General features: G+C 34.9%; 16 protein-coding genes and 1 CRISPR repeat array (1 of these 17 running past the window's edge). Of the genes, 11 read left to right on the top strand and 5 right to left on the bottom strand.

Features of this window, described 5'->3' with window-relative positions:
* Nucleotides 1–13: 13 nt before the first annotated feature.
* Entirely contained in the window at nt 14–1,957 is a 1,944-nt protein-coding gene (locus tag BCR22_RS09445; protein WP_069654674.1) for an ABC-F family ATP-binding cassette domain-containing protein, read from the bottom strand.
* Between the two features lie 216 nt (nt 1,958–2,173).
* Here BCR22_RS09445 and BCR22_RS09440 point away from each other — a divergent pair, with 216 nt between their 5' ends.
* Nucleotides 2,174–2,839 (top strand): redox-sensing transcriptional repressor Rex, encoded by a 666-nt coding sequence (locus BCR22_RS09440; protein ID WP_069654673.1) that lies wholly within the window; start codon nt 2,174–2,176, stop codon nt 2,837–2,839.
* Nucleotides 2,840–2,893: 54 nt separating this feature from the next.
* Here BCR22_RS09440 and BCR22_RS09435 read toward each other — a convergent pair whose 3' ends face one another.
* Both BCR22_RS09435 and BCR22_RS09430 read right to left on the bottom strand, forming a co-directional pair.
* Nucleotides 2,894–3,562: a CPBP family intramembrane glutamic endopeptidase gene (locus BCR22_RS09435; RefSeq protein WP_069654701.1), complete on the bottom strand. Its 669-nt coding sequence runs from the start codon at nt 3,560–3,562 to the stop codon at nt 2,894–2,896.
* An 87-nt stretch (nt 3,563–3,649) separates the two neighbouring features.
* Nucleotides 3,650–3,832: a hypothetical protein gene (locus BCR22_RS09430; RefSeq protein ID WP_069654672.1), complete on the bottom strand. Its 183-nt coding sequence runs from the start codon at nt 3,830–3,832 to the stop codon at nt 3,650–3,652.
* Between the two features lie 224 nt (nt 3,833–4,056).
* On the opposite strand from BCR22_RS09430, the gene groES reads away from it, so the two are divergent.
* Together groES and groL are read left to right on the top strand one after the other, a co-directional pair.
* Nucleotides 4,057–4,341, top strand: coding sequence for a co-chaperone GroES (gene groES / locus BCR22_RS09425; RefSeq protein ID WP_069654671.1), 285 nt, complete (start codon nt 4,057–4,059; stop codon nt 4,339–4,341).
* A gap of 62 nt (nt 4,342–4,403) precedes the next feature.
* On the top strand, nt 4,404–6,035 hold the full coding sequence (groL, locus tag BCR22_RS09420) for a chaperonin GroEL (RefSeq protein ID WP_069654670.1): 1,632 nt from the start codon (nt 4,404–4,406) through the stop codon (nt 6,033–6,035).
* Between the two features lie 68 nt (nt 6,036–6,103).
* On the opposite strand, the gene BCR22_RS09415 is transcribed toward groL, so the two are convergent.
* Nucleotides 6,104–6,847, bottom strand: coding sequence for a TraX family protein (locus BCR22_RS09415; protein ID WP_069654669.1), 744 nt, complete (start codon nt 6,845–6,847; stop codon nt 6,104–6,106).
* A 642-nt stretch (nt 6,848–7,489) separates the two neighbouring features.
* Here BCR22_RS09415 and BCR22_RS15735 point away from each other — a divergent pair.
* The 4 genes from BCR22_RS15735 (at nt 7,490) to BCR22_RS09395 (ending at nt 10,549) form a co-directional block, all read left to right on the top strand.
* Nucleotides 7,490–7,846 (top strand): tyrosine-type recombinase/integrase, encoded by a 357-nt coding sequence (locus BCR22_RS15735; protein WP_240485870.1) that lies wholly within the window; start codon nt 7,490–7,492, stop codon nt 7,844–7,846.
* An 86-nt stretch (nt 7,847–7,932) separates the two neighbouring features.
* The gene (locus BCR22_RS09405) at nt 7,933–8,670 is read left to right on the top strand and encodes a hypothetical protein (protein ID WP_069654667.1); all 738 of its coding nucleotides are present in this window, start codon (nt 7,933–7,935) and stop codon (nt 8,668–8,670) included.
* 250 nt (nt 8,671–8,920) lie between these two features.
* On the top strand, nt 8,921–9,772 hold the full coding sequence (locus BCR22_RS09400) for an HAD-IIB family hydrolase (protein WP_069654666.1): 852 nt from the start codon (nt 8,921–8,923) through the stop codon (nt 9,770–9,772).
* A 141-nt stretch (nt 9,773–9,913) separates the two neighbouring features.
* Nucleotides 9,914–10,549, top strand: a complete 636-nt coding sequence (locus BCR22_RS09395) for a hypothetical protein (RefSeq protein ID WP_205634361.1) — start codon at nt 9,914–9,916, stop codon at nt 10,547–10,549.
* 261 nt (nt 10,550–10,810) lie between these two features.
* Here BCR22_RS09395 and BCR22_RS09390 read toward each other — a convergent pair whose 3' ends face one another.
* The gene (locus BCR22_RS09390; RefSeq protein WP_069654665.1) at nt 10,811–11,569 is read right to left on the bottom strand and encodes a MerR family transcriptional regulator; all 759 of its coding nucleotides are present in this window, start codon (nt 11,567–11,569) and stop codon (nt 10,811–10,813) included.
* Between the two features lie 192 nt (nt 11,570–11,761).
* Between BCR22_RS09390 and BCR22_RS09385 the strand changes: the two genes are divergently transcribed.
* From BCR22_RS09385 to nadE, 4 genes are all read left to right on the top strand, one after another.
* Nucleotides 11,762–12,118, top strand: a complete 357-nt coding sequence (locus BCR22_RS09385; RefSeq protein ID WP_069654664.1) for a DUF1827 family protein — start codon at nt 11,762–11,764, stop codon at nt 12,116–12,118.
* 230 nt (nt 12,119–12,348) lie between these two features.
* On the top strand, nt 12,349–12,759 hold the full coding sequence (locus tag BCR22_RS09380; RefSeq protein ID WP_069654663.1) for a GtrA family protein: 411 nt from the start codon (nt 12,349–12,351) through the stop codon (nt 12,757–12,759).
* An 81-nt stretch (nt 12,760–12,840) separates the two neighbouring features.
* Entirely contained in the window at nt 12,841–14,313 is a 1,473-nt protein-coding gene (locus BCR22_RS09375) for a nicotinate phosphoribosyltransferase (protein WP_069654662.1), read from the top strand.
* Nucleotides 14,314–14,451: 138 nt separating this feature from the next.
* Nucleotides 14,452–15,279 (top strand): ammonia-dependent NAD(+) synthetase, encoded by an 828-nt coding sequence (nadE, locus tag BCR22_RS09370; protein ID WP_069654661.1) that lies wholly within the window; start codon nt 14,452–14,454, stop codon nt 15,277–15,279.
* A gap of 196 nt (nt 15,280–15,475) precedes the next feature.
* A CRISPR array of direct repeats spans nt 15,476–15,940; the repeat unit is 34 nt; unit sequence GTCTCACTCTAATATGGAGTGAGTGGATTGAAAT (it continues 598 nt past the right edge of the window).

Below are 15,940 nucleotides of genomic sequence, written 5' to 3'. Positions count from 1 at the left end.
AACCTGCCTTTCGTCAATTATTTTCTTCTGCTTCTTCAAGTTCTAAGCTAAAATTTTCCCAGTCAGTCAGCAATTGTTCTTGTTGTGACCGCTGTGATTCTAATTCTTCATTTAATGACATTAGCTGCATATGATCATCCACAAGTGCGGGATCACTCATCGATTGTTCTAATTGTGCTATCGTTGTGTCCAATGCTGCTAAGTTTTCTTCGATTTGTGTTATTTTACGATTTAAATGACGTAAGATTTTTTGTTGTTCTTTATTTTGATAAAAATCATTTTTAGGTTTTGCAATTTCAGCTTGTTTTACAGAGGATTGCTCAGCTAATAGTGTAGCCAATTCTTCTTCTTCTTTTTTCTTCTCTAAATAGTAATCATAATCGCCCAAATAAAGTTTGCTACCAGACTCAGATAGTTCAATGACTTTCGTTGCAATACGATTTATGAAATAACGGTCATGTGAAACAAAAAGAAGGGTTCCTTCGTAATCAATCAAAGCATTTTCCAAAACTTCTTTATTATCGATATCTAAATGGTTTGTCGGTTCATCAAGAATCAAGAAGTTTTCTTTATCCATTGATAATTTTGCTAGGGCAACGCGCGCTTTTTCTCCACCACTTAGAAGAGGGATGGTTTTTTCGACATCATTTCCACTGAATAAAAAACTGCCTAGAATATTACGAATATCCTTTTCGGGTGTAGTAGGATGCTCATCCCAAAGTTCAGCTAAAACTGTTTTTGTCCCATGCAAGTTCGCTTGCTCTTGGTCATAATAACCAATTTGAACATTCGTTCCTAATGTTGCATTTCCCTTAATGAAAGGAATCGTTCCAATGATCGATTTTAATAAAGTCGATTTGCCGATTCCGTTAGGTCCAACTAAAGCAATGGCTTCTTGACGACGTATATCGAGTGAAACAGGTTCTGATAGGATATGGCTGTCATAACCTATCGCAGCGTCTTCTACTTGGAGGACAACATTTCCAGAAACTTTCTCGATGGCAAAAAGAAAATTAGCTGATTTTTCATCGCCTTGAGGTCGGTCTAAACGCTCCATTTTCTCTAGGGTTTTTCTACGACTTTGTGCTCTTTTAGTTGTGGATGCTCTGACTAAATTTCGGGCTACGAAATCTTCCAATTTGTTGATTTCGGTTTGTTGTTTCTCGTAGGCTTTCCATTCACTAGTCAGTTGCTCTGCTTTTAATGCTAAATATTTTGAGTAATTGCCTTTGTAATAACGCATTTTGTGGCGACTGATTTCATAAACTTCAGACACTACTTTATCTAGAAAATATCGGTCATGTGAAACTATCAAGAGGGCTCCAGAGTAGCTAGGCAAATAATTCTCTAACCATGAAAGGGTATCAATGTCTAAGTGGTTAGTCGGTTCATCCAGAATCAGAATATCTGGTTTTTGCAGTAACATCCGCGCTAAAGCTAAACGTGTTTTTTGCCCCCCCGATAATGTACTGATATTTTTTGAATAAAATTCTTCTTTAAATCCAAAACCATGCAAAACTGACCGAATCTCATTTTCATAGCCATAACCATTTTTTTCTGAAAAGTCATGTTGCAAGCGATCATATTCTTTCATAATCGATTCATATTTTGAATCATCAGGCAGCAGTTCACTGATAATCAATTCAAGTTCACGCATTCGTTTTTCCAGTGTGATGACTTCTACAAAAGCTTCTAGCATTTCATCCCAAACGGTCTTATCTGAATCAAGTCCAGTATTTTGGGCTAAATAACCCAGACTGGCTGTTTTATTTTTAGCAATCGTACCAGCATCAGGTGCGTCGATTCCTGCGATTATTTTTAGCAGAGTAGATTTACCAGCACCGTTACGGCCAACTAAAGCTATTCGGCTATTTGTACTGATTTCCATTTGTATGTTATCAAACAAAGTGTTTGCGCCGAAATAACGGGCGATTTGATTTGCTTGGAGTAAAATCATGTTGTAACCTCATTTCTATTTCAATGCCCTAAGTGTAGCATAAATTGACCGGAAAAAGCATCCATCCAGCGACTAGAGAGAAAAATAATCAGAACAATTTTAAGAAAGTTTGAAAAATATTGCTTTTTTTGAGCTGTAAGATTGCTTTTTATCTGGAACAACTGCTATTATGAGAGATGGATATTTGTGTATATTTAGAGTATTGGAGGTACGATTGTGAAAGACCAAATTATTCCAAAAGCAACGGCAAGACGCCTTCCCCTATATTATCGTTATTTGAGAATTCTGCATGATGCAGGCAAAAATAAAGTTTCATCTACTGAACTAAGTGAAGCAGTACAAGTAGACAGTGCAACAATTCGACGAGATTTTTCTTATTTTGGCGAATTAGGCAAGCGTGGTTATGGTTACGATGTGGAAAACTTGATGAATTTCTTTGCAAAAACATTGAATGATGATGAGCTAACCAATGTAGCTTTGATTGGTGTAGGTAACTTAGGAAGTGCCTTATTGAAGTATAAATTTCATCAAAGTAACAGTATTCGTGTCAGCTGCGCATTTGATGTTAACGACGACATCGTTGGCAGAATCGTAGATGGTATTCCGGTTTATCCAATGACGGATATGATGGAACAGATTCGCATACAGCAAATTGAGGTCGCAATTTTGACCCTTCCAGCAAGAAAAGCACAAGAAGTGGTTAGTCAATTAGCAGATGCTGGGGTTAAAGGGATTCTGAACTTTACAGCAGCTCGTTTAGTAGCACCAACAGATGTGTTGATTCAAAATGTTGATTTGACCAACGAATTACAAACGTTGATTTACTTCTTGCATCATGATAATGAATTAGCTGATACTGAAATCGAAGACGAAAAAGAATAATATAAAACCCCTATGGTTGCACTCCTTAAAAAAGGCAATCATAGGGGAATTTTTTTATTTAGGTAATTCAATATTTGCGTAATGCATAACGAGTTGAGCAATCACAACTAGCGTATTCATGCCACAATGAGCGATGATCGAGGTCCAAATTTTCCCAGTCATTTTATATAATAGAGCAAAGAAGAAGCCCATGAAAAAATAGACAAAGAAATGACCATCTTGATGAATAACAGAGAATAAAGAAGAACTAATGATTGCCGCAATCCAAAAACCAGTGTACGTTTCAGTCAAACCAATCAAAGAACGACGAAAAACAAATTCTTCCATGATAGGACCACCAATCGTAGTTGCTAGGATAAACAAAGGATTCGCTAGAATAACGGCAATAATATTTTGTGTATTTTGTGAACTAGGTTCTGCACCTGTAATCGCTGTTTCGATACCAAAAACGACGGCTTGAATAATCATTGCTAAGAAAATACCACTGACACCTAGTAAGTAGATGAAAACGGGTGAAGTCAATTTGGCTTCCTTTTCTACTGTTGTAACGGCAGTATTTTTATTTATAATGTAGAGCCAAATCATCAAGCCAGCACCTAAGATATAAGTGAAGGTTGTACCACTGATTACGATATCAGATGAAAAAGGGCTAAAAATATAGGGAGAAAAAAATACAAGTCCGTATAGAAGGACCATGGATAAACTTACTTTTTTTATAGACATATTTTTAGGCATATAAACAGAAAACTCCTTTCATTAATTGCAGAATGTAAAAAGTATACCATAGTTGACATTTGTTTCGTATGACTATTATTTTTTATGATTATTGCGATAGCCTAATAGCAGAAAGATAAATACGAAGAAAAAGGCTGCTTCCCATAATGTCGTTGTCCAGTCGAAACGCCTGCTTACTCCAAAAAAGAAATTACCAACATTCGCAATGATGAGGTAAAGTGCTGTTATTGTTAAAGCTCCTGTAATTCTTTGTTTCATTTCAATCGCCTCTCTTTCTGTTCTTATTTTACCATGAAATGAACGGTAGAAAAGAAATATATCAATTTAAGAACAGAAACTTTCGTTCTTTGACCGATTATTGAATAAAATTAGTCAAAAGACTTGCAAAATGAAAAGGAAATGAGTATTATAAATAGTGTGAGTTAGCACTCGATAACTAAGAGTGCTAAAAAGATAAATATTTTTTTATGGAGGGATTTATTGTGTTAAAACCATTAAGCGATCGCGTCGTTATTGAAGTCGCGAAAGAAGAAGAAAAAACAGTAGGAGGAATCGTCTTAGCATCAGCTGCTAAAGAAAAGCCTCAGACAGGAAAAGTTATCGCAGTAGGTGAAGGCCGTGTATTAGAAAACGGTACAAAAGTTCCTGCCGATGTTAAAGAAGGCGACACAGTAATGTTTGAAAAATATTCAGGAACAGAAGTTAAATATGAAGGAAATGATTATTTGATCGTTTCTGGTAAAGACATCATTGCGATTGTTGAGTAATCCATTTTTAATAAAAAAACCATTTTAAATAGAAAAAATAAAATTTTTGAGGTGAAGGAATTATGGCAAAAGAAATCAAATTTGCAGAAGATGCACGTGCAGCAATGCTTCGTGGAGTAGATATTTTAGCAGACACAGTAAAAGTAACATTAGGTCCTAAAGGCCGTAACGTTGTTTTAGAAAAATCATTTGGATCACCACTTATTACAAATGATGGTGTTACGATTGCAAAAGAAATCGAACTAGAAGATCATTTTGAAAATATGGGGGCGAAATTAGTTTCTGAAGTTGCTTCTAAAACAAATGATATCGCTGGAGATGGAACAACTACTGCAACAGTATTGACCCAAGCTATCGTTCGTGAAGGATTGAAAAATGTAACTGCTGGTGCGAATCCTCTAGGAATTCGTCGTGGTATCGAATTGGCTACAAAAACGGCAGTCGAAGAGTTACACAACATTTCAACAGTTGTAGATTCAAAAGAAGCAATTGCACAAGTTGCTGCTGTTTCTTCTGGTTCTGACCGTGTAGGACAATTAATTGCGGATGCAATGGAAAAAGTCGGTAACGATGGTGTCATCACAATCGAAGAATCAAAAGGAATCGAAACTGAACTAGACGTAGTTGAAGGAATGCAATTTGACCGTGGTTACTTATCTCAATACATGGTAACAGACAATGATAAAATGGAAGCTGTCTTAGAAAATCCATATATCTTAATTACAGATAAAAAAATCTCTAATATTCAAGATATCTTGCCTTTGTTAGAACAAATTTTACAACAAAGCCGTCCATTATTAATTATTGCTGATGATGTTGATGGAGAAGCTTTACCAACACTTGTTTTAAATAAAATTCGTGGAACATTCAATGTTGTTGCTGTAAAAGCACCAGGATTTGGTGATCGTCGTAAAGCAATGCTTGAAGATATTGCTATGTTAACAGGAGCCACAGTAATCACTGACGATCTAGGTCTTGAATTAAAAGATACAACAATCGAAAATCTTGGAAATGCAAGCAAAGTTGTTGTAGACAAAGACAATACAACGATTGTTGAAGGCGCTGGTGAAAAAGCTGGTATCGATGCTCGAGTTCAATTGATCAAAAATCAAATTGCAGAAACAACATCTGATTTTGACCGTGAAAAATTACAAGAACGCTTGGCTAAATTAGCTGGTGGTGTTGCGGTAGTTAAAGTTGGTGCTGCAACTGAAACAGAATTAAAAGAATTAAAATTACGTATTGAAGATGCATTGAATGCTACTCGTGCTGCCGTTGAAGAAGGTATGGTTTCTGGTGGTGGTACAGCGCTTGTAAATGTTATCGGAAAAGTAGCTGCTTTAGAGGCAGAAGGCGATGTAGCAACTGGTGTGAAAATCGTTGTTCGTGCTTTAGAAGAACCAATCCGTCAAATTGCTGAAAATGCTGGATATGAAGGCTCAGTAATCGTTGATAAATTAAAAAATATCGAGTTAGGTACTGGGTTTAATGCTGCTAATGGCGAATGGGTAAACATGGTCGAAGCTGGAATCGTTGATCCAACGAAAGTAACGCGTTCAGCATTACAAAACGCTGCATCAGTAGCTGCCTTGTTATTAACAACAGAAGCAGTTGTCGCAGATAAACCAGAACCGGCAGGAGCAAGTGGTATGCCACCAATGGACCCTTCTATGGGAATGGGCGGTATGATGTAATCAAGCAATAGCTAAATCAAAAAGCAGTTTAACATGTAACAATGTTAAACTGCTTTTTGATTTTATACTTAGGTGAAATGAGGAATAATCAAAAACTGTTGAATCCCTATTAATACCAACAAATGAACTGGATAAAACCAATAAAAAAAATATTTCCACTGTTTTCCGCGTTGTCCATTGTAAAAATAGATCAGGATAAAGGCAAATAGCCCAAACCAACTATTTTGTAAAAGGACCAATGCCCCTAAAAGACATTTTAATAGCAGAAAATCTCTTAATAGATATAAAACGACAATCAACAAAATACCAATCCAACCACCATAATCACTTCGCAGCCATTCGGCTAAATAAATTCCAGTCCCAACAATAGCAATAGAGAATAGCACATTTTTTATGGAGTAATCTTGTAATTTCTCCAACCCAATGATTACCAATAAACCAATCAACAATGTGAAAAAGACATTTTGACTTTCTAGATCAATGACTTGATGAGAAAAAGCCAAATCATACGGTATCTCAGAAACTAAAGCAAATAGACACAAACGGATCAGATACTTTTTAGTATTTGAAGTATGGATAAATCCCTCTACTAATAAAAAACAGAATAAAGGAAAAGCAAGCCTTCCAATCAGAATAAAAATTGGAAAGATTTCTTGGCTTAGTTGAATCAGAGAACTCGTTTCATTCCCATAAGGAACAGAATGTGTAAAAAAAGGGTGAAAAGAAATAATTTTTGCTGTATGATCCAGCAACATAGCAATGATAGCGATCCATTTTAGTTGACTACCTGAGAAAAAGGGTTTTGTTTCCAATAATCATGCTCCTTATCAATAGGTTATGTAGATATATCATTTTACCATAAAATTTTTCTTGCAGGTTCGAAAAATACTAAAAGACGGTTGCGATTGATTAAATCTCTTTTTCAAAGATTAATAGGAAAGGGAATATAACATTTAAGGGGGTGATCCTTTAAGAATGGGCTTTACCCATGATGGGAAAGAGTGAATATGTTATTAATAGTAATGTATATCGAATAAAAAATATGATTTTGATATAAAATAGTGTAAAATAAAATATTTATTGTTATAATGAAGTTGACTATAAATCAAAAATTTTTTTCTTGGATGTAGCAGTTATAAGAAAATAATGAATCTAACAAAGATGTAATCGCTTTCTAATTAGAACTACTAATTTATTCTATATCAAAATGAGAACACAGTCTATAAAGAACAAGTTCGTTTTTTATCACGTTTTTAATAATTTTGATAAAAAATGAGAATACTGGAGGTTTATTTTTAGTAATAAATAAAAATTGGCTGGATCTAACGATAAATTCTTCTATTTTGATTGTATGTTATCCAATAATTATTGACCGATATAGATTTAGAAAAAAGATTTATATTTTTTAGCCATCAAAATTTTTCGGAAAGGCTGTTATAAGTTGAGCAGAAAAGGTGAAAATATATATAAATGTATTGATGCGAAAAAAAATCAAGCGATCAACATATTCAAGTTACCGTTTACGGATGGATAAATACATTATTCCTTTTCTAGGGAAAAAGCAATTGACTATTGTGAAAAGTCGAGATGTTGAAGAGTTTATAAACTATTTAACAGGTTTGAATTTATCCCCTGCAACGATTCATTCGATTGTGACTGTCTTAAAAAGCGCAATGAACAAAGCGAGTATGGAAAACAATTCAATTTTGGATATTCCAAAATTAATCAAACAAAAAAGTAAAGAAATTTATGTTGGAAACGGACTTGAAGGTGTTAGTTTATATGAATTAAAAGATGATCGTGATGTTTAATTGATTCCAGCAAAGGAAGTCTTCAAAGAGGCAAAAGCTGTTCCAATCGTCGTGTTCAATGAAGCAGAGAAAGTAGAGGACAAATAATGAAACGAAACGCCTATCTTTTATGTGTGGTGATAATCGTAGGTGCGCTAATGATTAGTGGCTGTTCTTCCAAAAAACAGACAGGCCCAGTCGAACATCAGCAGCTTACCTGGCATGAAAAACGAGATAAACCATTTGGAACGTTTGATTATCCTAAAATTAAGGAAAACGAAGCCTTTGATTTATTAGAAAACAAGTTTAAAGTAAAAATTCCAAAGTTTATCTCACAAGTCAAAGGGATGCTGCAAAATGATGTTATGACTGAAGGCGTGCAAACAGGAGTTTCTGAATATACAATGTACGCTTCAAGTGTCGAACTAAAAGTGCGGGCCTATTATCCCTTGAATGAAGGAAACGAGCTAAGCGTTTTTGCGCTAGTAGATTTAAAATATTCATTTAATAAAGAGAAAAAAGAAGTCCGGTTGACTTCGCAAAGTCTTTCAATGACAACTTACGGTGAGAAAATAGCCTATCCTAAAGACAATTATGATGAATTATTAGCAAAAAGTACAGAAATCATTGACTTGTCTAATGAATTGTCCAATAGATCAATTCAACATTTTAAAGAAGATTACAAAGAAGTCGCGAAACGACCGACGTCAGCAAAGGCTGTAGTATACAGCAATGATAAAGAGGCTGTAGAAAAAAAGAAGGTGTCACAATCATTATTGGGAGGGTTTGACAGTAAGCAGGAGTTAAAAGAGCTTTATGCGACGATCGTTGATTACACGGACTAAGCCTGTATGAATAGAACAAAAAGTCAAAACAGCAATTAAGCGAATCTGTATAAATAACCGATGTAGTTAGCGGCTATTTATACAGATTTTTTAACTTTCTTCGTTTAAACGGTCAACTGTAAAATTGAAGAAAGTTAAAAATTTTCAGAAAAATTATGCTATACTCAGATAGTTGAAATAAAAAGGCTTACTCTTATTTTATCTTGTTCCTAAAGGGGTGATGAGCCGATAAAGAAAAGGAGCTTAATGAATGAACATTGTGTTTTGTGATATAGATGGAACATTTCAGGATTTGGCTGGCGAAGTGCCGAAAGTCAATTATGATGCGATTTACGCATTACAAAAACAAGGGGATCATTTTGTGTTTATCAGTGGCCGTGGTTATGCACAATTGACAGAATTGATGGATGAATTAGACAGTGAGTGCGATGTTATTTTTAGTAATGGTGGGGGACATAAATTAGTTGGTGAACCCGTTCAATATAATCATTGTGTATCCATGAGTGAATGCGAGAGAGTCATCGCCATTTTAGAAGCACGGAATATTTTTTATCATATTCACACAAATGAAGGAATCATTTTAAAACCAGTTGAAAATTATGAAGCGAATATTTTAGCCTTGAGGAAAAAACTTGAAGTGATGGGGGAAGCAGGCAAACAAATCATGGATTTTAAAGAAGCCTTCTTCAAAGAACAATGTCAACATGTGGAAGATCCCTTTACCTATTTGACTGAACATCCAGACTTAAAAGTGATGAAAATAGAATTGATGGAAGCAAGCGATGAGGAACATGAACGATTGCGTGAGGTATTGAGTAGTGAGTCAGCGGAAGTTTTTTCTTCCTTTACACAATGCTTAGAAATCGTCGATCCAAAGAGCAGCAAAGGAAATGCAATCAAAGAATTTATGAAGAATTTCCCAGATGCGCGTAGCTATGGTATTGGTGATGGCGAAAACGATTTAGCGATGTTGGCTGTTGTCGATATTCCTGTTGCAGTTGGGAATGCGAAGGAAATTGTCAAAGAGCAATGTCAGCGGGTCATCGGTGATTGTTTAGAGGGTGGCGTGGGTACATTCATTTTTGAAGAAATCATCAAGTAGCAAGATTCGTTGAGATCATTAACAGATAAAAATGCAGATTGTCAGGAAGTACTTTCTGTGAGAATCTTAAAGCAAGGAACGGTTTATAAAATAGTATGATGCTTTAGGTAGGAAATCGATTTAAAACTTGGGGGAGTAACAATGAAAGAATTAAAAGAGAATGTGGCGCATGATTTACAGTATTATCAATCTGGAATCAGACAGTTGTATATGAAGCATTACCAAAAATATTTATTATTTTTACTAGCCATTATGTTGGTAACAGCTATTGGGATCGGGGCATCTGAATTTTTTATTAGATGGCTTTTAGTATTTTTATTTTTGCTGGAGTTAGGCGCAGTCGTCTATTTACTTCGTTACTTACGTGCAGAAGTGTTTGATGCGTATTTTCAACGGATTGAAAAGCAATTACCCGAAGAATTTAAACAAATGGAGTCGATCGAAATTCAAGAAGATGATCAATCTTACTATTTTCTAGGCGATCAAGAATTATATGTAAAGCTAAAAAAGAAGAATAGCAGAAATTTCCCATCAAAAATCAGACAGTATACGTTGTTAGTTGGTTTTACCGATGAATTAGATGAAAATATTCTGGAACAACCACTGTATTTTTTCTATTATGATATTACGCAAATCAAACACTCTGACAGTTATAAGCAAGCGCGTTTAAAAAATGCTAATTTTATTGCTAAACAGAGAAAGCGAAGACTTAAATCGGCAGCAATCACGATTTTTTTATTAATTTTATTCGGTTTGGCTTTTGTAGGAATGTTTTAGGATTAGTGGGAATGATCTAGAAAGAAACTAATGTTTTATAATACGTTCATTAGATTTAAGGAGGTTGGAACAGAAGTGTTTAACTCCGAGAAATAAGAAGGAATTCACGAAAATTGCTCTTCAAATTTTTGTGAATTTCGGCTTATTTCCGAAGGAGTTGCTTCTGCACCCACCGTTTATTCGGTTACTAAGAGCCTGAAACATAACGTTTTTAGTTATGTCCCAGGCTCCTTAAAACGATTCATAGGTTTAGTCATTTCTCTATTGTGTAAAATGTTGAATTAGTTGGTTTAGTGTTTGAGCAGCAGAATTTCCTGCTCGGTCATCGTAGTAAGCAGCAAAACGTTCATCACTAATGTATAGTTCTCCTAGGCCTCTATGCATTTCTATTGAATAAACTGGTGAAGTATATTGAAGCCATTCTCTATGTTTCAAGAAGGCTGTTTCTGCTTCTTGTGATCGATAGTCTTTGGTGTCTAGCACGATCTTCAAGGCTACAAACATCTCCTTCTCAGCAAGTTCCATACCTGCAAAATCTTCTTCTGTTAAGTTTAACCATTTTTTATTAGAGGCTTCAACAGTATATTCGCTGTATTTTTCACGTATTTCTTTGCCATATCTTTGTTCATTTTCTAGTCGTTTTTCTTGTTTGAATCCTACAAATTTTTCTTTATCTGTCATAGTCGTTTCTCCTTTTTTATAACGGATTGTTTTTTCTACAGTTAGAATCTGATAATCGAGCTGTTGACGCTTTTCCAATAACTGGTGATAATGTTCCTGTAGTGCATGCTCGGGATCGTAATTTGGATTGTTCAGTAGTTTTTGGATTACTTCTAGTTTTAAATCTAATGAACGATAAAAAAGGATTTGCTGCAGCTTGTCGATTTCTTTCGTTCCGTAAATACGATAACCAGAAGAATTGAGATACGCAGGTTTTAACAGGTCGATTTCGTCATAATAACGTAATGCTCGGGTACTGACTCCGGATAGTTCAGCATTTTTTTTGATCGTATAGTCCATCTGTTTCACTCCCGTTTGAAATGAGTATAAACCTTTACTTAACGTTAAGGTCAAGTCTTTTTTATAGCATAACATAGTTTTTATTTTTTAATGAAAACTCACTTTTTTGATTTACAAAGGGTCAAGGAAAGAGTAAAATTTTTATGTAAAGTTATCAAGACAAACTATTAAACTTAGGAAGGAGCGGAGCAAATGAAATTAATTGAAACACCAATCAATAGAAATCTAGACTTAGAGTATTTTTATCCAAATATCACTAAGTTCGTTTTTGGTACAAAAGCGATTAAATTTTTTAAATTATATGCATTAGACCGGACTCAAATTGTCTACGCTGATGCCTTTGATAAAATCGACATCATCATGATTAACACTAAAAAGAAGATTACCAAAAAAGAAATTGATTATGTGATTAAAAAGTTGTTAAATACAACAAGAGAAGAAGTAACCGTTCATATTGGCGTTAAAAATGACATGCAACAAAAAGGATATTCTTTCAGTGCACCAAGAAAAGATATCATTGTCATTCAAAAAAATGTTGATCCGTCATAAGAAAATTTGAGACCTTGCTAAAAGTTGGACGACGGCTTTTTCAAGGTTTTTTGTTTAGTCAGAATGTGTTAAATGAACGAAAGAATAGCGTCAATCAGTTTGGTGAATGAACTTTTTTCTCTGATTATGTGAAAGTGATTGAACAATGAACGATGATAAACTAGAAAATCAGTAGGATTTCTATCTTATCTTTGATAAAATAAGGAGAGGAACGAAAGGAAGCGTGGACGTTGAAAGAATTATTTCATAAATATAAAGAAGTAATATCATATTTGGTTTTTGGTGTAGCAACAACGATAGTGAATATAGTGATTTTTTTCATCTGTAAAGATATCTTAGGGATCGACTATAAAATAAGCAATGCAATCGGCTGGTTTTTATCTGTGTTGTTCGCATTTTTCACCAATAAATATTTTGTTTTTGCGAGTAATCATGAGGATATTGGTTCTTTTATTCGAGAAATGCTATTGTTTTATTGGTATCGTATTTTGTCATTTGTCGTAGACATGGCATTAATGGTTTTAATGATCGAATGGCTGCATATTTCAGATTTTTGGGCAAAGATGGTGACACAAGTGGCAGTTGTGGTATTGAATTACTTTTTCAGTAAGTTTTTTATCTTCAAGAAAAAACTATCTTAAAAATCAGGTTTTAGTTAAAAAGGTAGCTTTTTGATATAATAAGAATTAAAATTTAGAAAAAATAAAGGGTGGCATAATGAGATGAAGAAAGTTTATAAGGATGATAGTTTAACGTTACATACAGATTTATATCAAATCAACATGATGCAAACGTATTGGAAATTAGGCAGAGCAGATCTACATTCAGTTTTTGAATGTTATTTTCGGGAGATGCCTTTTAATCATGGGTATGCTATTTTCGCTGGCTTGGAACGCTTGGTGGATTATCTAGAAAACTTAACTTTTACAGATACAGATATCGCATATCTAAGAGACGTAGAAGAGTATCCAGAGGACTTTTTGACATACTTAAAAGAGTTTGAATTTAAATGTACTGTTCGTTCTGCATTAGAAGGTGATTTGGTTTTTAATAATGAACCACTGATTCAAGTAGAAGGTCCATTAGCCCAATGTCAATTGATTGAAACAGCTCTTTTAAATATGGTCAATTTCCAAACCTTGATTGCTACTAAAGCAGCACGCATCAAATCTGTGATCGGTGATGATCCTTTGATGGAATTTGGGACTCGTCGCGCCCAAGAATTAGATGCGGCAGTTTGGGGAACTCGTGCCGCATACATTGGCGGAGCGGATGCGACAAGCAATGTTCGCGCTGGTAAAATTTTCGGTATTCCAGTTAGCGGTACGCATGCTCATTCCTTAGTACAATCTTATGGCAATGATTATGATGCATTTAAAGCTTATGCACAAACTCATCAAGATTGTGTCTTTTTAGTCGATACTTATGATACTTTAAAATCAGGAGTTCCAAGTGCAATCCGTGTAGCGAGGGAGATGGGGGATAAAATCAATTTCCTAGGTGTCCGTCTCGATAGTGGGGACATGGCGTATATTTCAAAACGAGTGCGTGAACAATTAGATGAAGCGGGATACACAGAGGCTAAAATCTATGCTTCAAATGACTTAGACGAAAATACGATTTTGAGTTTAAAAATGCAAAAAGCAAAAATTGACGTTTGGGGTGTTGGGACAAAATTGATCACGGCGTATGATCAACCAGCCCTAGGTGCTGTCTTTAAATTAGTGTCAATCGAAGATAAAGATGGTCAAATGAAAGACACCATCAAACTTTCCAGTAATGCTGAAAAAGTTACAACACCTGGGAAAAAACAAGTATGGCGTATTACACGTAAATCAGACAAGAAATCTGAAGGTGATTATGTGACATTATGGGATGAAGATCCTCGTGAGCAAGAGGAAATTTACATGTTCCACCCAGTACACACCTTTATCAATAAAACCGTCAGAGATTTTGAAGCGAGAGCGGTATTGCAAGATATTTTTGTTGAAGGAAAACGTGTCTATGACATGCCAACCTTAAAAGAAATCAAACGGTATGCGAAAGAAAATCTTGATTCACTTTGGGAAGAGTATAAGCGTGATCTTAACCCACAAAAATACCCAGTAGATCTATCAACAGAGTGTTGGAATCATAAAATGCGTTTACTTGAAAAAGTTCGTGTGGATGTAAAAGCATTGACTGAAGGGAAATAAACAGTATTTAACTATACAACTCAATTTTTATGATATTAGAGAAATTGGCAATGAATCAAAGAACGTTTTAGTGGCAATTTCCGTTTTTGTTGTAGGATTAACTCGTTTGTTTCGTGTTTAAATTAGGAGGGATTTTCTATGGAGCCGTTACAGAATGTAATTATTGAAGAATTAGGCGTAAAGCCGCAAATAGATCCGCAAGAAGAAATCCGAAAAAGTATTGATTTTATGAAAAGTTATTTATATAAGTATCCGTTTTTAAAAACCTTTGTTTTAGGAATCAGCGGTGGTCAAGATTCTACGCTAGCTGGCAGACTTGCTCAGTTAACAATGAGAGAGATGCGTAATGAAACTAAGGATGAATCATATCAATTTATCGCTGTTCGTTTGCCTTATGGAGAGCAGGCTGATGAAGCGGATGCTAAAAAAGCATTAGACTTTATTGAGCCGGATGTGTCGTTACGGGTAAATATCAAACCGGCAATCGACGCAAGTGTGCTTTCCCTTAAAGAATCTGGAGTTTCAATAAATGATTTTAATAAAGGAAATATGAAAGCACGCCAACGAATGATCGTTCAGTATGCAATTGCAGGAGAAAAAGCAGGTGCCGTCATTGGAACAGATCACGCGGCAGAAAATGTTACTGGTTTCTATACTAAATATGGGGATGGCGGAGCAGATATTTTACCGTTATTCCGTTTGAACAAACGTCAAGGCAAGGCATTGCTGAAAGAATTAAGCGCACCGGCTGAACTCTATACGAAAATCCCAACTGCTGATTTAGAAGATGATAAACCTTTAGTAGCTGATGAAGTAGCGCTTGGTGTCACTTATGACGATATCGACAACTACCTCGAAGGAAAAGTAGTATCAGAAAAAGCAAAAGAAAAGATTGAAAGTTGGTATAAAAAAACACAACATAAACGTCATATGCCAATTTCAATTTTTGACGATTTTTGGAAGTAAACATTAGGAAAAGAATGACTAATATTTTGGTGCGAACCTCAAGTACACATAAAATCACTAAGGGACCCGCACCAAACTTTATGGGTGAAAAAGGCTATTTCTGTATTTTTCTCATCTTTTTTTAATAGTTATGTAGATTTATTTGAGAAAATCAAGAATATGGAAAAATTATGGAAGATAATCCTATTTTTTCACAGTCTCACTCTAATATGGAGTGAGTGGATTGAAATCACTTAGTATATTATTAATCGCATCTGTTAAACCTGTCTCACTCTAATATGGAGTGAGTGGATTGAAATGCTACATACACGGGGTTATAAAAATTAAGACCCCCGTCTCACTCTAATATGGAGTGAGTGGATTGAAATTATTATTACAAAGTACGCTGAAAACTTGCCGTCCGCGTCTCACTCTAATATGGAGTGAGTGGATTGAAATACTTATATGGTCATTTTCTACGTCCCATTTTCCCGTCTCACTCTAATATGGAGTGAGTGGATTGAAATGAGATAATTTTACATTTATAAAAAATATTTTCTGTCTCACTCTAATATGGAGTGAGTGGATTGAAATGATACGATCAATAATAATTTGAGTAATACAACAGTCTCACTCTAATATGGAGTGAGTGGATTGAAATATTTTTTTGCTTTAGCTTTAG

It is taken from the genome of Enterococcus plantarum (assembly GCF_001730295.1).
Classification (GTDB): Bacteria; Bacillota; Bacilli; order Lactobacillales; family Enterococcaceae; genus Enterococcus_L; species Enterococcus_L plantarum.
Note: the sequence above shows the minus strand (reverse complement) of the source record. Positions and strands in the feature narration are given on the sequence as shown.